Source organism: uncultured Aggregatibacter sp. (genome assembly GCF_901873365.1).
Taxonomy (GTDB): Bacteria; Pseudomonadota; Gammaproteobacteria; order Enterobacterales; family Pasteurellaceae; genus Aggregatibacter.
The window spans coordinates 17474-40241 of sequence record NZ_CABFLM010000093.1; the positions used below are offsets into that span (position 1 = coordinate 17474).

Sequence of the window (22768 nt, forward strand, 5' to 3'; positions counted from 1 at the left end):
AATTAATACAAAATTTAGTAAACAAGAAAATCAAATGACAACAGACTCCATCAACTACGAAGGCATCGAACAAATGCCACTACGCCACTTCACCGAAAGGGCGTACCTCAACTATTCCATGTACGTCATCATGGATCGCGCCTTGCCGTTTATCGGTGATGGTTTGAAGCCGGTACAGCGACGCATTATTTATGCCATGTCCGAACTAGGGCTGAATGCGGCGGCAAAATATAAAAAATCTGCCCGTACCGTAGGGGATGTGTTGGGTAAATTCCACCCGCACGGTGATAGCGCTTGCTATGAAGCCATGGTGTTGATGGCGCAGCCCTTCTCTTACCGTTACCCATTGGTTGACGGGCAAGGCAACTGGGGCGCGGTGGACGATCCGAAATCTTTCGCGGCGATGCGTTATACGGAATCCCGTTTATCTAAAATTTCAGAAGTTCTATTGGCGGAGCTCGGTCAAGGTACTGTGGATTATCAACCGAACTTTGACGGTACCTTAGAAGAACCGCAATATTTGCCGGCACGTTTGCCGCATATTTTACTCAACGGCACGACAGGAATCGCGGTGGGGATGGCAACAGATATTCCTCCGCATAACATTAATGAAATCGCCGACGCTGCAGTGATGTTGCTGGATAATCCAAAAACGACCTTGAATGATTTGTTGACCGTAGTGCAAGGCCCGGATTTCCCGACAGAGGCGGAAATCATTTCGCCGAAAGAAGAAATTCGCAAAATATATCAACAAGGTCGCGGGTCTATCAAAATGCGTGCCGCATGGAAAAAAGAAGACGGGGAAATCATTATCAGCGCCCTACCACACCAAGCCTCGCCATCCAAAGTGATTGCGCAAATTGCCGAGCAAATGACCACGAAAAAACTGCCGATGGTAGAAGATATTCGTGATGAAGCAGATCATGAAAATCCGGTGCGTATTGTGATCGTGCCACGTTCGAATCGCGTAGATACCGATGCTATGATGGCGCATTTATTTGCCACCACCGATTTGGAAAAAAGCTACCGTGTCAACATGAACATGATTGGCTTGGATTACAAACCGGCAGTGAAAAATTTGTTGGAAATCCTCACCGAATGGCTGACTTTCCGTCGCACCACCGTGACCCGACGCTTGCAATATCGCTTAGACAAAGTGCTTGCCCGCCTGCATATCTTGCAAGGTTTGATGATTGCCTTTTTGAATATTGATGACGTCATCGAAATCATCCGTCACGAAGATGACCCGAAAGCCGAATTAATGGCACGTTTCAACTTAAGCGATGCACAAGCGGAAGCCATTCTGAACTTGCGTTTGCGTCATTTGGCGAAACTGGAAGAACACCAGTTGCAAGCGGAACAAGCGGAGTTAGAAAAAGAGCGGTCATCTTTAGAAGAGATTTTAGGCTCCGAACGCCGTTTAAATACGCTGTTGAAAAAAGAAATTCAACAGGATGCCAAAACGTACACTAGCCCACGCCGTTCGCCGTTAGTTGAACGAGCGGAAGCCAAAGCCATTGCAGAAAATGAAATGCTGCCGACAGAACCGGTGACGGTGATTTTATCGGAAATGGGTTGGGTGCGTTGCGCGAAAGGGCATGACATTGATCCGCAAGGCTTAAGTTACAAAGCCGGTGACAAATATTTGGCGCATGCCTACGGTAAAAGTAATCAACCCGCAGTATTTATCGACAGCACGGGGCGCAGTTATGCACTGGATCCGCTAAGTCTGCCGTCCGCCCGTTCCCAAGGCGAGCCGCTCACCGGTAAACTTACCCTGCCGGCAGGCGCAACCGTTGATCAGCTGCTGATTGAAAATGAAGATCAGCTGTTGCTCATGGCATCCGACGCCGGCTATGGCTTTATTTGTAAATTCGCCGATTTAGTCGCCCGTAATAAAGCCGGTAAAGCGCTCATTTCCTTACCGGAAAATGCCAAAGTGTTACCACCGTTAACACTGAAAAATCCGACCGCACTTTTGGTGGCGCTTACCTCCGCCGGCAGAATGCTGATTTTCCCTGCACAAGATTTACCGGAACTCTCTAAAGGCAAAGGCAACAAAATCGTCACTATTCCATCCGCCAACGCCAAAGCACGTTCCGAATTACTGGTGCGGTTATTGTTGATTGAGGAAAATTCCAGCCTCGTCTTCCATTCCGGGAAACGTAAAGTGACCTTAAAACCGGAAGATTTACAGAAATTCCGCGCCGAACGGGGTCGCAAAGGGACGCAGTTACCGCGCGGCTTGCACAGCAATGTGGAAATTGAAGTGGTTACTCCAGAGGAATAACGCTAAATTCAGACTCAAAAGGACGCATGATTGGCGTCCTTTTTTATATGAAAAGTTCGGTGGGTTTTCCGGTTGCACAAAATCGTGAATGCATGAAAGGGTTAAATAATGCTCCGTGTGTGGTTTGGTCGTGCATCAAGATGCACGCTACATGAATTGTGCATCGAGGTTAATCATTCGTGCTGCAATCTCGCTAACCCCTGACTAATCAGCAAACATCCTTTCCAGCCCCAATAGATTCTATGTTGTTGAATGAGCCCGTTTTCGATTTCCATCAATTCTAGAATATCAATTTGCTCACCCTCATCCGTCTGCCTTGGATATTCCCAAACTAATAAACGCCCATTTGTGAGATAATCACCACGCCGAAACCATTTAACCAATTCGTTAGGACGACGCTTTGTTCCTTCCTGTAAAAAAAATTTAATGTCATCCTTGCCATTCAGTACGCCATTTGTCCTATCTAAGATAGCCGGAACCAAAGGACTTTCAAATACCGCATGATCCGCGTATAACGCAATTAACGCTTCAACATCCTGCGCTTTCGCATACTCATGCCATTTTTCGTATATGTATCGAATCTCATCCATTTATTGTATCCACTTAACCTTCTAATAACGCCAGACGCTCTTTTGCTTCTTCAGAAAAACGGCTTTTTTGTGCGATTAAATCTTTATAAATAGAAATCGCCATCGGTCGGTTACGTTTTGTGCCTTCGCCTCGTTCATACATTAACGCTAAACGGAAAATGGCTTCCTCATTGCCACGTTTCGCGCCTTTTTCTAACCAACGAAAAGCTTTGCTCAGGCTTTTAATCTTGTCCTCGTTGTAATACAACATGCCTAAAACCAACATGGCATGGGAATCATTGGCTGAGGCGGCTTTTTCCAATAAAGAGATGGCATGCGGAAGATTTTTTTTAATGCCATAACCGCCAGCATATAAAATCCCCAAATTTGTTAACGCCATGGCGCTACCTTTTTCGGCTGCTTCACTAAACCACCAATAGGCTTTACCGTAATCTTGTGCCACGCCATCACCACGGAAATAAAACCGCCCGAGATCAAGCTGCGCACGACGATCATCTTTCAGCGCCAAAATATGCATGGTATTAAATGCGGTACGTAAATCGCCGGCTTGTAAAAAGCGTTGCGCCAATTCCCTCAACTGGTCGTTCGTTAATTGATTACGTAACAGCTTATCCATCTCTTGGACGGTATTTCCAACGGAAATTGGAAGTCCAAGATTGGCTTGGGCGAAACCGCTCAATAACCCGAATACGAGGGCAATATATTTCAATTGTTTTTTCATCATCTGTCTATCTTTTCATCATCTCTCTATTTTTCACCCTTTATCTACAAAGTGGCATAAAGTAAATTGGCAAAAAACAATAGGGAAATCCCCATTTCGGTGAAACCCACTTGTTTGACCGACATTTTTTTCTGCGGCAACCAAATGGCACGAATGAATGGTGGCACAAACGCCAACGCCATGAGATATTGTTGGACAAAAACAAATCCGAGAATACAAAGGGCGTGAAAACCAATGGATAATTTTAAATACAACGGATTTTTACGCTCGCGCATAACGGATTTCACATATAAAGTGGTTCCAATAAAAAATAAGCTCGGATACAGCGCGACCAGCCAAATTTTGTCATCAAAAGTGCGGTCAGGAAAATAATAGGATCCCATGCCGGCAATGGCAAAAATCACAATACCCGCTAAATCATTTAAAAAAGCGCGCTCATCTTTTTGCTTAACGTAATAAATACTGACTAACACGAACGGCAACATGGCTGCCACAAATAACACCGTATGCCAGTTATAAATCAATACCGGAATAGCAAAAATGACACAGGCAAAGAAATAAATCCACGACCATTTGATATACAGTTCCAAATTTCTGCCTTTAAATAAATTCAGAAACGGATAAGTCATTAAATACAAGGAAAACCACGCCAACAAAAAGAAAATATGTTGCCAAATTGGATGACTGAGCAACATTCCGTATAAAAATGGCATAAGCGCCATCACAATGGCACCGTGTTGATTCGAAATTAATAGCTTCATAAATCAGATGAATTATTGAATGGAAGGTTCAAGAATTTTAGAGGTTTTTTGTGAGAATTGGTATAATCTCTGAGAATTATTTTTATTCAGAGGAAGATGACATGACACAAATTCAACGCATTGACACCAACGCTCGTCTTGCAGAAGCCGTAATTTATCAGGGTGTTGCTTATTTTGCAGGGCAAGTGCCGGAAACCAGCGTAGAACAGAATACCTACGAGCAAACGAAAGAAGTCTTGACGCTTATCGACAAGTTGCTGGAAAAAATACATTCCCATAAACGCCGTATTCTAAACGCACAAATTTTTTTGGCGAACATGCAGGACTATGCGTTAATGAATCAAGCTTGGGATGAATGGGTTGATGTGCAAAATCCCCCAGCGCGTGCTACCGTGGAAGCTAAACTTGCGGATCCTCGCTGGAAAGTAGAAATTGTGATCACGGCTGCGGTTTAATCTGCTAATTCCACCTCTAACAGCAACGGTGCATGATCAGAGCTTTCCGTGGGTTCTGTTGTGGCGTTCAACACATTTAGCCCACGCACAAAAACATGATCTAACGGATTACCTAAAAAACGTAATCGGTGATCTTGTTCAAAAGACACTTCCTCTAAACCAAATTCGTTAATCACTTTTCGGATGATTTGCGCGCGATAACCATTCCAAGAATTAAAATCACCGGATAACACAAGTGGGCCTTGATGTTGTGAAACTAACTGCATCAGTGTGCGAAGTTGTTCTTCATAAGTCGTGGGATTTATTTCAAAATTGATCAAATGCACGTTGACCAATAACAGCGCTTGCCCGTTGGACAGAGGCAAGCTCATCGCTGCGCCCACTTTGGGAATACGAATCCAAGGTTCGGATTTTGCGCCGGCACAGTAAAAGTGCGGTGCAAATTGAGAGAGAATTTCAACGCCTGATTGTTGTTGTAAATAAGCAAAGGCGCTAGCATAAAGTGCGGTAGGAAATCGCGATGAATATTGTGTTGCCAATTCTTGTGTGTTTAACACTTCCTGTAATAGCAACAGATCACGCCCCTGTGCCAAACGATTCAGTGCCTGTTGCCAACCGGCATCTTGTCCTTTATGCAAATTCCAAACCAACAAGCGAAATGTCTTTTGTGTGATTTCGCGTGGTGCCTGGTCTGCTTGATAACAAATTAACTCATCCTGTTTTTTTATCGGATGATAGGTGAGATTTGGCGTCGTGCTAAAGTGAATGTTGACGGGAGAGAAAATCGTTAAGCTATAAACAAGATAACCGGTAATCGCCGCTATAAGAAAAACGAGAAACGCGAGGAATTTAAAGGCATGTTTTCTAAACATCATTACACCGGACGAATACTTTTCACATCAACGCTACAATCAAATTCACGTTCTAATAATTGCAATTTTTGATCCTGCAATAAATCTTGCTTCGCCTGCTCCCGTAATTGAGCATAAATTTTACGGCGACAATCTGTCGGCGTGAGATAGTGCTCGTCATCATTGATTTCAACGGTCAATGCAATGGTTTTCCCTAACACATGTGAAACCGATTGCTGTAGCAATTTGCAATGTTTACCTTGATTCAAATGTGCATGGCTGGAACGTACGCCCAATTTAAACGCGTCTTCGCTTTCCGTCCAAATAAAGGTATTTAACGCAAATTCTTTGGTGAGATTTTCCACACCGCTTTGTTCAATTAACTGTGCCCAGCGATCTTGTTCTTCCGTTAAATGGACAATTTTTTGCTGTAATTCAGGGGTAATGTCTTGCAGAATGGCGGCCTTGATATCCGAAGGTTTCGGGCCCTGCTCAACCTGTGCTAGCTCCGGGTTGCTCCACTCCCAACGGTAATCTTCGCCTAGCCCATCTGAATCGTTTTCTTCGATCTCCGATTCATTCGGATTTTCTACCGCACTTTTAGCATCCAAGGTGTCAGAAGCCTGAGAAAGTGCGGTCAGTTTTTCAGAGGAATGTTGTGCTAGGCGTTCAGACTTTTTTTTTTCTTGAGAAGGGCTGGTCGGCATGGCATCCAGTTGGTCTAATCCGTTTAATGCGCCAAGTACAGGCGAACTCACCAAGGGTTCTGCCGATTGCGTGGATTGAGGTTGCGCGCTTTTTGCCACGGTTTCATTCGTAGTGGATTTTTTACGATCTTGATAATGGGCTTTTATCGCCTGAGAAACCACGGGCATTTCAATTGCCGCTGAAGCAGTTTGACCAGAAGATTTAACACGATTTTCCACCGCACTTGATGGATTTTTTGGTGAACTTTCTTGCGTACTACTTTCAAGGTTTAGTGGTTGACCAATAAATTTCGGATGAAACGCCAACACACGCAATAACACCATTTCTGCGCCCATGCGCGCCGTTGGTGCCAAACTTAATTCTTTCCGTCCGCTCACCACCACTTGATAGAAAAATTGCACGTCCTGTGGTGCGATATGTTTCGCTAAAAAGCCTATGTGATCCGCTTCTGTTAACGAGGATTGTGGTAATAATTGCTGCATTGCGATCTTGTGCAAATTTTCTGCAACTTCACGCAACAGCTCATCCCAATCACCTGCTTTATTCGCCACCTCATTCACAACTTGCATAAGCTTTTCGCCATTGCCTTGTTGCAAGGCATAAATCATCTCAATGGCTTGGGTTTCATCTAATAAACCAAGCATTTCATTGACAATATTGAGCGTGACATTGCCGTTACTCATTGCAATGGCTTGATCTGTCAAACTGAGGCTGTCGCGGATACTGCCTTGTGCCGCACTGGCGAGTTTATCTAATGCTAAAGACTCAAAGGGAATCTGTTCCTGATTTAGGATGTATCCCAAATGCTCCGCAATTTGGGATTGCTCTAAGGCTTTCAAATGGAACTGCATACAACGAGATAAAATCGTTACCGGCAGTTTATGAGGATCGGTGGTTGCCAACAGGAATTTTACATATTCCGGCGGCTCTTCCAAAGTTTTCAAGAGCGCATTGAAAGAATGGCGTGAAAGCATGTGCACTTCATCGATAAGATATACTTTATAACGCCCCAACACCGGCTTGTATTGCACGTTATCCAACAGCTCGCGTGTATCTTCCACTTTGGTGCGGGATGCCGCATCGATTTCAATTAAATCGATAAAATTGCCTTCTTCAATGGCTTTACAGTGTTCACATACACCACAAGGCTCGGCAGTCACACCGTTAACACAATTCAGCCCTTTGGCAAATAAACGGGCAATGGAGGTTTTTCCCACGCCACGCGTGCCGGAAAATAAATAAGCATGATGCAGGCGATTTTCACGCAAACCGTTAGCAAGTGCGGTCAAAATATGTTGCTGACCGACAACCTCGGCAAACGTTTTTGGTCGCCACTTTCTTGCTAATACTTGATAACTCATGCTTTATCCCTGCCCGTTTAGAAAATTAATGACCAGCAAAATTAACTAAAGTATAAGGTTCTACGCCTAAATCGCGTAAGCGTTGTTCGCCGCCGAGATCCGGTAAATTGATCACGAATGCCGCATACTTCACTTCGCCGCCCAAACGTTGTACTAATTTAACCGTGGCTTCAACGGTTCCGCCTGTTGCCAATAAGTCATCAATAATCAATACGTTATCACCTTTTTGAATGGAATCCACATGAATTTCCAAGGTGTCTTGTCCGTATTCCAATTCATAAGATTGCGCAATGGTTTCACGCGGCAATTTGCCCGGTTTGCGTACCAACACGAAAGGTACATTTAATGCCAATGCCACCGGTGCACCAAAAATAAAGCCACGGGATTCCGTCCCAATGACTTTATTAATGCCTTTATCTTTGCAATGTTGCACCATCAAATCGATCGCCGCACGAAACGCCGCCGGTTCTTCTACTAAGCTGGTAATATCACGAAAAATGATCCCCGGTTTCGGATGATCAGGAATGGATTTAATTGAGGAAGCAATGAGTGCAAGTTGTTTTTCCATTTTTTTACCTAAAAGTGCGGTTGTTTTTTCACACAAATTAAAATTATAAATCGGCGCGCATATTATCATAAATCGCAAGATTGCCGAACATTAATCATAAAGATCTTCGCCATTTTTTCGGGTGCGCAGAAGCTGCAAAATCCACACGTATTGTTCCGGTGTTTCGGTGACAAAACTTTCGATTTCTGCGTTCATGGCGCGAGCAGATTGCTGCGGATCATCACTAAGGTCCATTGCCGGATGAATTTCCATTTGGTATTTACCCAGCTGCGCGTTATAACGCGGAAACATCGGGATCACAACGGCTTTTGCCAACTTCGCCATTTTATTAATCCCCGGCAAGGTTGCTTTGTAGGTCGCAAAGAAATCCACATACACGCTTTGTTCTTCACCAAAATCTTCGTCCGGCAAATAATACCCCATTTGTCCTTGTCGAATGTGGCTCAAAAACGGTTTGATACCATTTTGGCGCGCATGCATTTTGCCACCAAAACGTTGGCGTGCCAGCGTCCAAAGCCAATCCACCAGCGGATTGCGATGCGGGTTATACATGGATGTCATCGGAATACCATGAGTGTGCAAAATAATGCCTGACGCATCAATTGCCCAACCGTGCGGCACCAGCAAAATCACATTTTTACCCTGCTCTTTTGCCTGTTTAATATGTTCAATGCCAATAAATTCACTGCGCTGTTGCAAATGTTTTTTCGAGCGAACCGCAATTTCGCCGATCCCTAACATCACTTGCGTCAATACAACAAACATGTCATCAATCACCTGTTCGCGGTGTTGTTCCGACCATTGCGGAAAACAATATTGCAAATTAATTTGCGCGCGTTTGCGTTGCTTTTTCGCTTTATGTCCAACCAACAAACCAATCTTAGCGGCAAATTTATCGCGCAAACGAAAAGGAATAAACGCCAGTAACAGCAAAACCAAAATACCGAGCCAAATGCCCCAGTATTTAGGCTTTAAATAGGACCACGAGAAATGCGGCTCATAGCCGACACGTGCCGTTAAACGAATATTTTGTTGAGAATCTGCCATAAAAAACGTTGCGGAAATTCACCGCACTTTATCCCGTTAGAAATTAAACCAGCCTTGATCAAAGGCCATTTTTATCGTCATGATAAAAGACATAACCACCACCATTGGGCGAATCAACGTTTTACCTTTTGTCATCACCATTTTAGCGCCTAAATTGGCGCCAATAAATTGTCCCGCCATCATGGCCAAACCGACCGTCCATAAAATTTGCCCCCCAATAAGGAAAAAAATTAATGAAGCTAAGTTAGAGGTAAAATTCATGACTTTGGCATGGGCGGTTGCCTTCGCTAAGTTAAAACCAAGTAATGTCACACATGCCAAGCTCATAATAGAACCGGTGCCCGGCCCGAAAAATCCGTCATAAAAACCCATCCATGTGCCGATACAAAAAGCGAAAATCGGATAAGACAGACGTTGTTTACGATCTTCATCGCCCAGTTTAGGCGTCACTAAAAAATAAACACCGATGGCTAAAATTAAAAATGGCAGAATTTTTTTAATGACGGAGGCATCAATCAGCTGAATTAAAATCGTTCCGGCGACAGAACCAAAGAAAATCATCAGCAAGATTAGCCAAACTTCCGAAAAATTGACCGCTCTTTTGCGCAAAAAATAAAGGCTCGCAGAAAAGGAACCACCACAGGCTTGTAGCTTGTTAGTCCCCAACGCGACCGCAGGCGGAATGCCTGTCATCAGCAACGCCGGAATCGTGATTAATCCGCCACCGCCGGCAATGGCGTCAATAAAACCGGCAACAAAAGCGACCACAAATAAAATGGCTAAAATATCAAGACCGAATTCCATCCCTTACTCCAACCATTCACTCCGATTTGGTGAGTTCAAGAGCTGTTGACACAAAAAAGGTTCCGGCGGTGTGACTTTGGGCTTACTTGGTGTTGCCCCGGGTTTTGCCGGTTCAAACCAAGAATAAAGTTCGCTATCGCAGCCATCTCCGGCTGGCACCGGAGCCTGATTTTCACAATGTTGTGCGCCTTGCGGGCAGGTGAGCCGCACATGAAAATGGGAGTCATGCCCAAACCACGGCCGGATTTTATGCAACCAAGCACGATCTGAACCTGCCGTTTCACAAAGTTTCAATTTAATCGCCGGATTAACAAAAATACGCGTTACTTTCGGATCTTCTGCGGCTAACTTAATCAGTTTTGCGTGATTGGCCGTCCAAACGCTCTCATCTACCCGTTGTGCTTTGCGGTTCACCACCAACAAACCTTTGCCGTCAGAATTCAACGCATCCGTGTCAGACATGCTGCCCATACGCAACCAAATGTCGGCATCTAACCCCATTTGATGACTGGCGTGTCCCGTCAAAAAACGTCCGCCCCCCGGCATGGCGATATCGCCCACCAGCATGGTCGGTAAGCCAGCCGCTTTGACGCGTTGCCCAAGACGTTGCAAATAACGAATCATGTCCGGATGGCCATAATAACGGTTCTTATTCATCCGAATGACTTGATACCCTTCACCTTTATACGGCAAGGGCTCCGCACCAATAATACAGCCGTTAGAATAGCTACCAATCGCCTCGGCTTTACCGTTTTCTGCCGGAATCGGACGTTTGATCTGTTGCCAGTCTTGTGGTGCTGCAAAAGTGGAGGTCGCAAAAAAAACGCTGCTAAAAATGACCGCACTCTTGATGAGTTGATGAAAAATCTTATTCACTATTTATTCCCCTGTTGCAAATTATCGACACTGCGCTTGAAATCGTAACAAATGATCTAACAACACAATCGCCATCATCGCTTCGGCAATCGGCACGGCGCGAATACCTACACAAGGGTCATGACGACCTTTGGTCACCACCTCTACGGGTTCGTTATTAAGATTGACGGAACGCCCCGGAAGGGTGATGCTGGAGGTGGGTTTTAACGCAATGGTCGCAATAATCGGTTGTCCTGAGCTAATACCGCCCAAAATGCCCCCCGCATGATTAGAAAGAAACCCCTCCGGCGTCATTTCGTCACGATGTTCACTACCACGTTGTTCTACGACGGCAAAACCATCGCCGATTTCTACGCCTTTTACCGCATTAATGCTCATGAGAGCATGGGCTAAATCTGCATCTAAACGGTCAAATACCGGTTCGCCTAAGCCTACCGGCACATTTTCAGCAACGACGGTTAATTTTGCGCCGATGGAATCGCCATGCTTTTTCAATTCACGAATTAATTCATCGAATTTTTCCACCGCACTTTTATCCGGACAGAAAAACGGATTGTCATACACTTCCGCCCAATCGATGTTTGCAAGGGATTGGGGCGAGATTTTTACCTTGCCGATTTGGCTTAAAAAGCCGCGAACTTCAATGCCGTATTGTTCACGTAAATATTTTTTTGCAATAGCACCTGCCGCCACACGCATAGCTGTTTCACGGGCAGAAGACCGGCCGCCACCGCGATAATCTCGAATACCGTATTTTTGCTGATAAGTGAAATCGGCATGGCCCGGGCGAAAACGATCTTTAATTTCGCTGTAATCTTGCGAACGTTGGTCGCCGTTTTTGATGATCATGCCAATGCTGGTACCGGTAGTTTTGCCCTCAAAGACGCCGGATAAAATTTGCACTTCATCGTCCTCACGACGTGGCGTGGTATAACGAGAGGTACCCGGTTTACGGCGATCTAAATCCGGCTGAATATCGGCCTCCGAGAGCGCCATATTCGGTGGCAAACCATCAACAATACAACCTAGTGCGATGCCATGAGATTCACCAAAGGTGGTGACGCGAAACAATTGCCCAATCGTATTTCCTGCCATAATCTTCTCTCTTCCATTCGATTTATGATTTCACTTCCACCAACGGCATAATCGCGCCGGTATCTTGATTTTTGATAAAGACATCAAGCTGATTGAAGGCGATCTCAATATTATGTTCCGCAAATAATTCGTTAATACGGCGGTTTAACGCATCAATGGTATTTGTACGCTCGGAGACTTGAGACACATAAACCCGCAATTCATGATCTAAGGTGCTGGCGCCAAAACTGATGAATAAAGCACTTGGTTCAGGTTCTTTCATTACATTAGCTTGCTCAGCCGCCGCTTGTAACAATAAGCGTTTAACCAAGTCTAAATCGGAACCATATGCCACCCCGACCGAAATCACTAAGCGGGTAATGGTATTGGATAACGCCCAGTTAGTGACTTGTCCGGTCACAAAAGATTTATTCGGCACAATCACTTCTTTGCGATCAGGATCGATAATCGTAATTGCACGAATACGAATTTTTGCGACCGTGCCGGTCACATCGTTAATGGTCACGGTATCACCGACTCGAATCGGACGTTCAAATAAGAGAATAATACCCGACACGAAGTTCGCAAAAATTTCCTGCATACCGAAACCGAGACCCACAGAAAGCGCGGCGAATAACCACTGCAATTTAGACCATGACATCCCTAAGGTGGCAAACGCCCATGCGCCTCCAATAGCCACTAAGAGATAGGTTAATAAGGTATTAATCGTATAAGGCGTGCCTTGCGACAACTTCACACGGGAGAAGATCAACACTTCTAAAATCCCCGGCAGGTTGCGCACCAAAATGTAAGTAATACCGATAATTACTAAAGCAACAATTAAGTTAAATAGCGAAATACTTTCGGTTACCACACCGGTTTCCGTTGTGGTCGTTTGTTGCCATAACGTAATATCGCGTAAGTAACTGGCTACAGTAACTAAATCCGACCACACATAATAGAAAATCGCAAACAATGCCGTCCAAATGAATAAATCGCCAAAACGTAACAACTGACTGCGCACTTGGTTGACCGCCATACCCTCTTCTTGTTCGCTCACCACCACGACATCCTCTGCAGAGGATCCATCATTGGCTTTCGTAGCTTTTTGCTGACGTTTTTCTTGCACGCGACGGTATGCTAAACGACGGGAGGAAACCGTAATCGCACGATATATCGTATGGCGCGCCAACGACCAAACCACCCAAGCGATGTAGGTGTTAATCATATGGTTAATCAAGTTAAGTGCGGTGTAGTAATAACCGAGCGCAACCAATACAATCAATCCGACCGGCACTAATTGCAATAAAATGCGGACAATTTTTAAAACCAGTTCATCTCGGTGATCACGATTTGTCTGGCCTAATGTTTTTGAGGCTCTACGAAAACGTGGAGCAATAATGGCGATACAAAAAATCAAGGCAACCATGGTATTCAATTCGCCAAGCACATCATTGGCTAAACCGCTATCCATGACATTACTGAAAACCGAGGTATTCAATAATAATACTACCGCGACAATGATTCGTTTCGTCACCGCTCTCAGTTTTTCCGCTTCATCCTGAGAAAAACCAAAATGACGAACGGAGATACCATTCGGTCGTAAAAGTGCAAGCACAAAGCTAAAGAACCACCAGTATGCCGCCATACTCAACGACCATTGCCAAAATTCCGCCGGATTTCGAACAAAGAAAAAGCCTAACAGTTGGCATACGGCTAAAAACCATAATGTGGATGGCAAAGCGATAATCGCTGTCAATAAAAGCGCCATTGGCGTATGCCACTGACTGTCGGAACGAAGTGTATTAATTTCACTGTTAATGGTGGCTAAACGTTGTTTAATCAGTGTTTTAAATCTGAAAATAATACCGCCAATCAGTACCAAAATTGCCACAAACATGAGCAAATAAGGCAAGTTATCAAAATTTTTCGGAAAACCTAATTTTTTACTAATTCCCTCAAATTGCTCACCAAGTGACATCGGTAACTGCTTAAACCACGCTAAATTGATCGGATTATTGCTTTTGACCCAAAAGCTTTGCTGATCCAACTTCGCCTGAATTTGATCGCTAAGCTGTGTAATTTGCTGTTGTGTCAATTCTAAAGAAATCGCCAAATTTAATTGGTTATTTAAAGATTTAATCACATCGGAGGCAATTTTACGGCGCTCCGTCAACAAATTAGTAAGCTGTGCTTTTTCTTCTGCCGTAAAGGTTTGATTCTGCTCGACTTGAACTTTCGCTAAATACGCTTCCAAATCATAAAGCTCATTGCGGCGTTGGGTCATGTCAAAAATTTGCACACGCAAATCCGCAATTTGTTTTGATAGACCTTGGATATTTAAGTTTGTCGGTAATTTTTGTTTTTGCTGTTGGATGATTCGTGATAACACCAAGGTGCCTTGCAACGCACTAATTTGTTCATCAATCGTACGCTGTGTTTGCGTTAAGCTGTCTAACACGCTACGCATACGCAATTCATCTTGCGTTAAGGTGTTGGTTTTTTCCGTTTGTTCCAATAAAAATTGGCTCAGTTGCGCATTACGCTCCAACTCTTTCTGAATATAATTATTTTTAACCGCACTTTGGCTTTGTTGCTGTACTTGATCAACTTGATTTTGTGTTTGTGCCAAATGCTGTTGATTAATCGCCTCTTGCATTGCGGAAATTTGTTGCTGTTGCACTTGCGCTCGGGCGTTTAATAAGTCATAACGGCTTTGGTATAACACCGTTAACTGATCGCTATTTTTCAGTAGAATTTGATTGTAATTATTTTTCAGCTCAATCAGTTGTAACTCTAACTGAGCCTGCTGTTTCAATGCTGCTGAAGTCGTACTATCGCCAAGCTTTTGATTAAGCTCTTGCGCACGCTTCAAATTGGCGGTTAATGTGGCTTGCGCCCGCTCAGATACGGAGCTTTGCCCCGCCAATTGACTATTCACTACCCCTAACGCTGATTGCGTTTCCTGTTGTTGTTCGGTTAATTTTTCAAGCTGAGCCTGTAGATCCGCTAAGCGACGAGATTGATAATCTGCCGCTTTTACCGTATCCAATTGCTTTTTCAGCGTTTGTAACTCAGCACTATTTTTTTGAATTTCAGCATCTGCGCCATTCAAGGTAGCTTGTAGCGCCTCATTGGTCTTTTGCTGCGCTTGAATTTGTTGCAAGAGATCCAAAGAGGTTTGAATATCTGTGACCAACGTTTGTTTTTCATCGCCATCCGGCATTTTTTGTGCCGTAGCAAGATCCGCCTTGAGGCTTTTTTCCGTTGGCAAAGACAGAGTATTTTGATCGGCAAAGGCGCTTTGTGAGACCGCCATATTTAAAAATAAGGCAGCACAAAGTGCGGTTAAAAACGCGTTTATTTTCATATTTATCCTAATTGTTTCGCTAGCCAGTCTGCTAACGTTTTCCGAGAAACTTTGATTGCGCCGTCGCTTAAATTTAACGGCAATTCATAATAGGCAACAGGTTGTTTAAAACGTTCCAATCGCCCTTGTAAAAATCCGTTCAGATTTTCCACCGCACTTTTTGTCGATTCTCGCCATTCTACAATGGCCACCGGTCGTTGACCAAACTCCGGATCGGTGACAGGCAACACAAAAACCTGTTTGACTAAATCAGACTGTAGAATCCACTTTTCAATTTCTTCCGGCTGAATGTTTTCCCCACCGGAAATAAACATATTATCAATTCGCCCTGAAATCACAAGTTCGCCGTCGTGCCACACACCTTTATCTTTGGTGGCAAACCAACCTTGTTCGTTAAGAAGAGAAACGATGCGGTCCTGTTGCCAATAACCTAGCGCCAAGCCTGCACCACGCAACCAAATTTCCTCATTGTGCAAACAGTATTCACGTCCAGCTAAGGGCTGTCCTACCCCGTTTTTTTCATCACTTTGTTTAGCAAACACCGTGGAGGCCATTTCTGTCATGCCATAACCGGAATAACTTTTCACACCAAGACGATGTAACGATTGTGTCAGTGCTAACGGAATATGTGCCCCGCCAAGCAATACGGCGCGTGTTTGTATTGCTGTTGGTTTTTCCTGCAAATACTGTAACCAGCGTTGCACTTGCGTTGGCACTAAGGAGACATGAGTCACCTGATTGACGGCCGCATAAAAATCCTCACCGGGTAACACCAAGGTTGCCCCAGTCGTCAACCAACGCCACACAATGCCTTGCCCGGAGACGTGATACAACGGCAATGAAAGCAACCATGAATCTGCCGCACCAAATTGCATTAAATCACATACGCCTTGTGCGTTTGCATAATGTGCTTGCGCATTATGCACAACGGCTTTGGGTAAGCCCGTGGAACCTGATGTGAGCGTCATGGTCGCCGGTTGCGTCAAATTAACGGGAAAATCGCCGAAAGCCTCGATTTTCTCTGCCTGCTTTATGGCATCCGAAAAAGTAAAAAAACACCTGAAAATCTCACCGCACTTTTGGGATTCTGCAACACATTCTTCGTGATCTGTGGTAAAGAAAAAATCCGCATTATAGGATTGGCAAAGCGCAATACGTTTTTCCAGTGGAAACATGGGGTTGAGCATTAAAACGCGGGCACCGATTTGAATCGCCGATAAATAAAATAACACCAGTTCTAGGCGATTTTTCCCACACAATGCGATGCCATTTTGTGGCTTCACACCAAGATGTTGTAAATATGTGGAGATTTGCTGTGTTTTTTCGAGGAGTTGCGGCCATGTAAAAGCGTCGCCTTGCAAAACTTGCAAGGCGATTCGCTTGGAAAATAAAGGAGATTGTGCAAATTGACGACCAAGTGCCATAAGCATTAATTTGCCGTAAAAAATGACCGCACTTGATCAATTAATTGTTCCGGCAAATGCATGGACTGCATCGCGCCTTCCAACATAAGCATTTTACGACCGCTGTTGGTATTTGTGATCACCCAATATGGCGTGTCAGGAATTTGTTTTGGTTTCGTGTGGTTCCCCGCCATCAGCAAGGTGCCTTCATCACGGGCAAAATAAACGCGCGTACGTCCTTGCAATGACTCGGTGGCGAGAGCAAACCCTTCCGGATTGGTGCGATATAAAATTGTCAGAATATTTAAGAAACGAATAACCGCTTTATTTTCTTGTTTAAATGCTTCTGAGTTGAGTAACGCTTCTAATTTCTCAATGGTTTTTTGCGTTACGGCATCAGGCTGCTTTTTCACAGCAGGCTTTATTGCATCGCTTGATTCCGGCGCTGCATTGACTTTTTTGGCGTCCTGTTTCGTGTTAGCGGAAGAAGAATGTTCAACTGACGAAGATAAACTCTCGGCAAAAGGAACATAGCTGTTTTTCGTGGAAAGATTGAGCAAACGACGTAAAATATCCGAAGCGCTTTCACCAATTGATTGCGTATTACCGGCAATGTATTGATAAAGCTCTTCATCCACTTCGATAATTTTCATTTTCTCTCTCCACTTGCTTGATCTCTTTAACCTTTTGACACATTATAACGAGCTGTAAGCAAATTCTCCAGCCCCAAATTTAACCGATGAAAAAATTACTCAACTTCCAATTTAATGAATTAAAACAAGCAATTAATAAACCTGTTTTGGTGTTCATTCACGGTTTATTCGGCGATATGAATAACTTGGGCGTCATCGCCCGCGCATTCAGTGATGATTATTCCATTCTACGGGTGGATTTACGTAATCACGGCTTGAGTTTTCATAGCGAAGACATGAATTATGATTTAATGGCAAAAGATGTAGCTGACGTGATTCATTCTTTGGGCATTCGTGAAGTGATTTTAATCGGGCACTCCATGGGGGGAAAAACCGCTATGGTTTGTGCGGCAAATTACCCTGAATTAGTAAAACGCTTAGTGGTGATTGATATTGCGCCTGTCGCGTATGGCGAACATGGGCACGATGATGTATTCAACGGTTTATTTGCTGTAAAAAATGCACAACCCCATACCCGTCAAGAGGCTAAGCCCATTTTAGCGCAATATATTCAGGATGAACGCGTACAACAGTTTATGTTGAAATCCTTTGATGCCTCAAGTGCCGATTATTTTCGCTTTAATTTGACCGCACTTAAACACAATTACCCTCACTTAATGGGCTGGGAATCACGCCACATCACACAACCTTGCTTGTTTATCAAAGGTGGCAATTCCTCCTACATTTTACCCGAATACACCGATCGGATTTTATCCCAATGCCCACACGCTGCCTCCTTTACCATTAACGGTAGCGGACATTGGGTTCATGCGGAAAAACCGCAATTTGTTATCCGTGCAATCACACATTTTTTAAATAGAATTGATAGCCACGGGGAATCTAAATAGAATTTCATTTGCTTGTTAATTATGATATAGTTTTCTCCCAAATTTGGTTGTGGCTTATCATTATCACTTCTGAAATAATTCTCTTTGGTTAGAATGGCAGAAGTCGACTTACAGGTCAGTGGTTAACAAAATGGCAAAACAAGATTCTGACTGTATTACTTTAGATTTATTTAACGAAATTCGTAGAGTTGGACGTCCGAAAACCAATCCACTGAGTCGGGAACAACAAATCCGTATTAATAAGCGCAATCAATTAAAACGTGATAAATCCTGTGGATTAAAGCGTGTCGAATTAAAATTGCATGCGGACTTGGTTCAACAATTAGAAGATTTAGCATCCCTACGAAATGTGAATCGTGCCGAGCTTATTGGCATAATTTTACAAGATTATTTTAACATTAATAAATAGGTAACAAGATGGCTGTTGTCGGCTTATTTTATGGTAGTGATACTGGCAATACAGAAAACATTGCCAAAATGATTCAAAAACAATTAGGCAGCGAATTAGTTGATATTCGCGATATTGCCAAAAGTAGCAAAGAAGATATCGAGGCTTACGATTTTCTCTTATTCGGTATTCCGACGTGGTACTACGGCGAAGCGCAATGTGACTGGGATGACTTTTTCCCAACATTAGAGCAAATTGATTTTACGGATAAACTTGTCGCCATCTTTGGCTGTGGCGATCAGGAAGATTATGCAGATTATTTCTGTGACGCCATGGGAACCGTGCGTAATATTATCGAGCCGCACGGTGCGATTATTGTCGGACATTGGCCGACAGAAGGTTACAACTTTGAATCTTCACAAGCATTAGTTGACGATGATACGTTTGTCGGATTATGCATTGATGAAGATCGTCAACCGGAATTAACGTCTGAACGTGTCAACAAATGGGTTAAACAAGTTTATGACGAAATGTGTTTGGCTGAGTTAGCTTAATAGCAAAAAAGGAGCTGTTATGTCTGAAGAAAACATCAAATTATTAAAAAAAGCAGGATTGAAAATTACGGAACCCCGTTTGACGATTCTTGCTTTAATGCAAAAACACAGTGAACAGCATTTTTCCGCAGAAGATGTTTACAAAATGCTATTGGAGAATGGTTCAGACATTGGTTTAGCAACGGTATATCGTGTTTTAAATCAATTCGATGAAGCCAAAATCTTAATTCGCCATAACTTTGAAGGAAATAAATCGGTTTTTGAGTTGGCGCCAACCCAACATCACGACCATATTATCTGCACCGATTGCGGTAAAGTATTTGAATTTAATGATGAATTAATTGAAAATCGCCAAAAAGAAATCAGTAAACAGCACGGCATTGAACTCTCCAGCCACAGTCTATATCTCTATGGCAAATGTAGTGACATTAATCAATGCCCAGAAAACAACAAAAAATAATGCCATAAAAAGAACCGAATGTACGATGCATTCGGTTCTTTTCATTTCAACACACTTTGATCTAAAGACTTATTTATCTTTTGGGAAAACCACCGTTAAAAACATTTTAAAATTCTCTAACGCAAATAACGCATGGGGAACATCTGCCGGCAACACAATACTTTCTCCGGCACTTACCTCATAATCGGTTTTATCAATCGTAATTCTTGTCTTTCCTTCAAGCATAGTGACCAATGCATCGCCACGAGATTTATGTGCACTAATCTCCTCACCTTTCGGCAAACAAAACATCGTCAACCCGACGGCAGGATTTTGTGAAAAGGTTTTGCTAATGACCTGACCGTCTTGATAAGTTAAAAGATCATTCAGTTTAAGAACAGTTGCTTTTTCAATATTCTTTAACATCCCTATACCTCCTTGACATGATTCAATAGAACCGCCTTGTTACGGCAAAATAATTATATTCCCATCACAAATGAAATTCATTATTATTTTGATAATTTAAACCTACCCTCTTTTTAACGCAAACGCATTAAACTTGCCCAGATATCGCATAAGTGCGGTCATTTTTTTAGTTGTCTGCATCTTTTTGTAATAACCAACAATTATGAATTTGCTTATTGCGTTCAAAATCCAACGGCAAGGTTTTGTGAGAAATTTCCACCGCACTTAAGCCTAATTCTTCCAACTTAGCAAAATCCATTTTGAAACCGCGTTTGTTGTTAGAGAACACAATGGTGCCATTCTGGCGCAGAATACGTTTTAAATTCGTCATTAACTTAATATGATCCCGTTGCACATCCCAATTGTCTTCCATCCGTTTTGAATTGGAGAATGTCGGCGGATCAACAAAAATCAAATCAAACTGACGGTCGCATTGCTCTAGCCATTGCAGGCAATCCGCTTGAATCAGTTTGTGTTGTTTACCTTCAATGTCGTTCAACAACAAATTCTGTTCCGCCCAGTTGAGATAGGTATTTGACATATCCACGGTCGTGGTCGATTTTGCCTTACCCAACGCTGCATGCACTGTTGCCGAACCGGTGTAAGCAAACAAATTGAGGAAATCTTTGCCTTGCGCCATTTCGCCCAACATTTTACGGGTCAGGCGGTGATCCAAAAACAAGCCGGTATCCAAATAATCCGTTAAATTCACCCACAACTTCGCGCCATATTCGTTCACATAAAAATACTCGCCTTTATTTGCCAATTTTTCATATTGATTGGTACCTTTTTGTTTTTGGCGCACTTTCAGAATCAACTTATTGGTTTCAATGCCGGTCACTTGCAAGGTGGCATTCACCGCATCCAACAACCGTTGGCGCGCTTTGTTTTCATCAATATTTTTCGGCGCAGCATATTCCTGCACCACAATGTGATCAGCATAACGATCCACCGCTAAATTGTATTCCGGCAAATCCGCATCATATAAGCGATAAGCGTCTAGTCCTTGCTGCTTCGCCCATTTTTCAATTTTCTTGATATTTTTTTGTAGGCGATTCGCAAAATCCACCGCCACTTCAGACGTTACCGAAGAAGTGTGGTCAAATTCTAGGGTGTTTTCTACCGCACTTTGCTCTGTGCGCTCGGCAATTTGATAATTTTTCTGGACACAATCCAACGGGCCATTCTTCGCTTTAAACTGACGATGAGAACGCAAACGCAAGCAATCCAATAGGCTTGGTTCACCACTGAAAATAGAGGCGTTCCAGCCGGCAAATTGTTGTTTTAAGCGTTGCCCAAACACAGAATACAAGGCAATCAGCGCCGGCGTTGTGCCTAAACGTTCGCCGTACGGTGGGTTACAAATCACCGTGCCCGCCACGTTCGGACTTGGATTTTTTATCGCCGCCACATCGCCCTGTTGCCATTGCATCAAATGCGCCACGCCGGCATTTTTGGCGTTTTGTTTGGCTTTTTGTAACACGCGATGATCCAAATCGAAGCCATAAAAGTGCGGTAGATTTTCACGTTGTTTTTCGGCTTCCGCCAAGGCTAAGGCCTCTTCCTTCACCTTTTCCCACGCTGCCTGATTATGCCCTTGCCAAAAATCAAAGCCCCAATGCAAACGATATAATTGCGGGGCAATTTGTGCTTCCATTTGTGCCGCTTCAATCAATAGCGTACCGGAGCCACACATCGGGTCCACCAACGGCGTGCCTTTTTGCCAACCGGAACGCAACACAATCGCGGCCGCCAAGGTTTCACGCAACGGCGCTTTGCCGGTGTCTTCACGATAACCGCGCATGTGCAACGCATCGCCGCTTAAATCAAGCGACAGCACCACGTCATCACGATTCAAATACGCATGAATACGAATATCCGGTTGTTCTTTATCCACGTTTGGACGGGCTAGACCATGGCGTTCAAAATAATCCACAATGCCGTCTTTCACACGCATCGCGCCAAATTGGGTATGGCGAATTTCTTGGTTCGTACCGTTAAAATCCACGAAAAAATGGACTTTTTCATCAAAATAATCCAACCAATTCACGCCCACCACAGCGGAATATAAGTCCAAATCGCTAAAGACTTTAGCTTGCACGATAGGCAATAAAATACGTGAACTCAAGCGGCTCCAAAGCAAAGTGCGATACAGGGTTTCGTCATCTGCCCAATAATGCACGCCGCCTTGCGCGACTTTGGCATCCTGTGCGCCTAACTCGGTCAATTCGGATTTCAAAAGCTCTTCAAACCCACGGGCAGTGGTGGCAAAAAGTTGTTTCATAAGATCTCAATGGTTGGAAAAAATTGGCGGGAATTATAGCAGTTTTAAGCGACTCAGTGCGTTGAAGTGCGGTGGATTTTACGGATATTTTAGATTCATCCGGTATTATGTAGCAGTTGCACAAAGATCTAAATGCAATCTTAACTGCAGTAAAATTTTCGATGCTCTTAACTCCAAAAACAGGGTTAAGAGCATTTCTTTTACCGTATTTTAGCCGAT

21 protein-coding genes are annotated in these 22768 nt (G+C 43.6%); 6 read left to right on the forward strand and 15 right to left on the reverse strand.

Going from position 1 to position 22768, the window contains the following annotated elements; all coding sequences use genetic code 11:
* The first annotated feature begins 34 nt into the window (after positions 1 to 34).
* Positions 35 to 2290, forward strand: coding sequence for a DNA topoisomerase IV subunit A (parC, locus tag QZ106_RS08230; RefSeq protein ID WP_295976345.1), 2256 nt, complete (start codon positions 35 to 37; stop codon positions 2288 to 2290).
* Between the two features lie 173 nt (positions 2291 to 2463).
* Here the strand turns inward: parC and QZ106_RS08235 are convergent, their stop codons facing one another.
* From QZ106_RS08235 to QZ106_RS08245, 3 genes are read right to left on the reverse strand one after another with little or no spacing between them, the layout of a single operon-like run.
* On the reverse strand, positions 2464 to 2880 hold the full coding sequence (locus tag QZ106_RS08235; protein ID WP_295976346.1) for a nuclear transport factor 2 family protein: 417 nt from the start codon (positions 2878 to 2880) through the stop codon (positions 2464 to 2466).
* Positions 2881 to 2893: 13 nt separating this feature from the next.
* Complete coding sequence (locus QZ106_RS08240) at positions 2894 to 3604, reverse strand: tetratricopeptide repeat protein (RefSeq protein ID WP_209362793.1); 711 nt, start codon at positions 3602 to 3604, stop codon at positions 2894 to 2896.
* 41 nt (positions 3605 to 3645) lie between these two features.
* Positions 3646 to 4362 (reverse strand): YwiC-like family protein, encoded by a 717-nt coding sequence (locus QZ106_RS08245; protein ID WP_295976348.1) that lies wholly within the window; start codon positions 4360 to 4362, stop codon positions 3646 to 3648.
* Between the two features lie 101 nt (positions 4363 to 4463).
* On the opposite strand from QZ106_RS08245, the gene QZ106_RS08250 reads away from it, so the two are divergent.
* Positions 4464 to 4817, forward strand: coding sequence for a RidA family protein (locus tag QZ106_RS08250; protein WP_290521189.1), 354 nt, complete (start codon positions 4464 to 4466; stop codon positions 4815 to 4817).
* Here the strand turns inward: QZ106_RS08250 and QZ106_RS08255 are convergent.
* From QZ106_RS08255 to seqA, 10 genes are read right to left on the reverse strand one after another with little or no spacing between them, the layout of a single operon-like run.
* Complete coding sequence (locus QZ106_RS08255) at positions 4814 to 5692, reverse strand: endonuclease/exonuclease/phosphatase family protein (RefSeq protein ID WP_295976350.1); 879 nt, start codon at positions 5690 to 5692, stop codon at positions 4814 to 4816. The genes QZ106_RS08250 and QZ106_RS08255 overlap by 4 nt on opposite strands.
* On the reverse strand, positions 5692 to 7737 hold the full coding sequence (dnaX, locus tag QZ106_RS08260) for a DNA polymerase III subunit gamma/tau (RefSeq protein WP_295976352.1): 2046 nt from the start codon (positions 7735 to 7737) through the stop codon (positions 5692 to 5694). The genes QZ106_RS08255 and dnaX overlap by 1 nt, the downstream gene beginning before the upstream one ends.
* Positions 7738 to 7762: 25 nt before the next feature.
* The gene (gene apt / locus QZ106_RS08265; protein WP_295976354.1) at positions 7763 to 8374 is read right to left on the reverse strand and encodes an adenine phosphoribosyltransferase; all 612 of its coding nucleotides are present in this window, start codon (positions 8372 to 8374) and stop codon (positions 7763 to 7765) included.
* Positions 8375 to 8395: 21 nt separating this feature from the next.
* Positions 8396 to 9352, reverse strand: a complete 957-nt coding sequence (gene lpxM / locus QZ106_RS08270; protein WP_295976357.1) for a lauroyl-Kdo(2)-lipid IV(A) myristoyltransferase — start codon at positions 9350 to 9352, stop codon at positions 8396 to 8398.
* Positions 9353 to 9388: 36 nt separating this feature from the next.
* Positions 9389 to 10156: a TSUP family transporter gene (locus tag QZ106_RS08275; RefSeq protein WP_111305587.1), complete on the reverse strand. Its 768-nt coding sequence runs from the start codon at positions 10154 to 10156 to the stop codon at positions 9389 to 9391.
* Between the two features lie 3 nt (positions 10157 to 10159).
* The gene (gene mepA, locus QZ106_RS08280; protein WP_295976359.1) at positions 10160 to 11032 is read right to left on the reverse strand and encodes a penicillin-insensitive murein endopeptidase; all 873 of its coding nucleotides are present in this window, start codon (positions 11030 to 11032) and stop codon (positions 10160 to 10162) included.
* 21 nt (positions 11033 to 11053) lie between these two features.
* A complete protein-coding gene (gene aroC / locus QZ106_RS08285; protein WP_295976361.1) occupies positions 11054 to 12127 on the reverse strand; it encodes a chorismate synthase in 1074 nt (357 codons plus the stop codon).
* A 22-nt stretch (positions 12128 to 12149) separates the two neighbouring features.
* Positions 12150 to 15476, reverse strand: a complete 3327-nt coding sequence (mscK, locus tag QZ106_RS08290; protein ID WP_295976363.1) for a mechanosensitive channel MscK — start codon at positions 15474 to 15476, stop codon at positions 12150 to 12152.
* Between the two features lie 2 nt (positions 15477 to 15478).
* Complete coding sequence (gene menE, locus QZ106_RS08295; RefSeq protein WP_295976446.1) at positions 15479 to 16900, reverse strand: o-succinylbenzoate--CoA ligase; 1422 nt, start codon at positions 16898 to 16900, stop codon at positions 15479 to 15481.
* Positions 16901 to 16905: 5 nt separating this feature from the next.
* Positions 16906 to 17532, reverse strand: a complete 627-nt coding sequence (seqA, locus tag QZ106_RS08300) for a replication initiation negative regulator SeqA (protein ID WP_295976364.1) — start codon at positions 17530 to 17532, stop codon at positions 16906 to 16908.
* 86 nt (positions 17533 to 17618) lie between these two features.
* Here seqA and QZ106_RS08305 point away from each other — a divergent pair, with 86 nt between their 5' ends.
* From QZ106_RS08305 to fur, 4 genes are all read left to right on the forward strand, one after another.
* Complete coding sequence (locus QZ106_RS08305; RefSeq protein WP_295976366.1) at positions 17619 to 18419, forward strand: alpha/beta fold hydrolase; 801 nt, start codon at positions 17619 to 17621, stop codon at positions 18417 to 18419.
* 130 nt (positions 18420 to 18549) lie between these two features.
* Positions 18550 to 18828 (forward strand): LexA regulated protein, encoded by a 279-nt coding sequence (gene ybfE, locus QZ106_RS08310; protein WP_295976367.1) that lies wholly within the window; start codon positions 18550 to 18552, stop codon positions 18826 to 18828.
* An 8-nt stretch (positions 18829 to 18836) separates the two neighbouring features.
* Positions 18837 to 19361 carry a flavodoxin FldA gene (fldA, locus tag QZ106_RS08315; protein WP_021617022.1) on the forward strand — a complete coding sequence of 175 codons (525 nt, stop codon included), beginning with the start codon at positions 18837 to 18839 and terminating at the stop codon, positions 19359 to 19361.
* Between the two features lie 19 nt (positions 19362 to 19380).
* Positions 19381 to 19821 carry a ferric iron uptake transcriptional regulator gene (fur, locus tag QZ106_RS08320; protein WP_295976370.1) on the forward strand — a complete coding sequence of 147 codons (441 nt, stop codon included), beginning with the start codon at positions 19381 to 19383 and terminating at the stop codon, positions 19819 to 19821.
* A 69-nt stretch (positions 19822 to 19890) separates the two neighbouring features.
* Here the strand turns inward: fur and QZ106_RS08325 are convergent, their stop codons facing one another.
* A complete protein-coding gene (locus tag QZ106_RS08325; RefSeq protein ID WP_295976372.1) occupies positions 19891 to 20226 on the reverse strand; it encodes a cupin domain-containing protein in 336 nt (111 codons plus the stop codon).
* Positions 20227 to 20392: 166 nt separating this feature from the next.
* Positions 20393 to 22549 (reverse strand): bifunctional 23S rRNA (guanine(2069)-N(7))-methyltransferase RlmK/23S rRNA (guanine(2445)-N(2))-methyltransferase RlmL, encoded by a 2157-nt coding sequence (rlmKL, locus tag QZ106_RS08330; RefSeq protein ID WP_295976374.1) that lies wholly within the window; start codon positions 22547 to 22549, stop codon positions 20393 to 20395.
* Positions 22550 to 22768 lie beyond the last annotated feature (219 nt).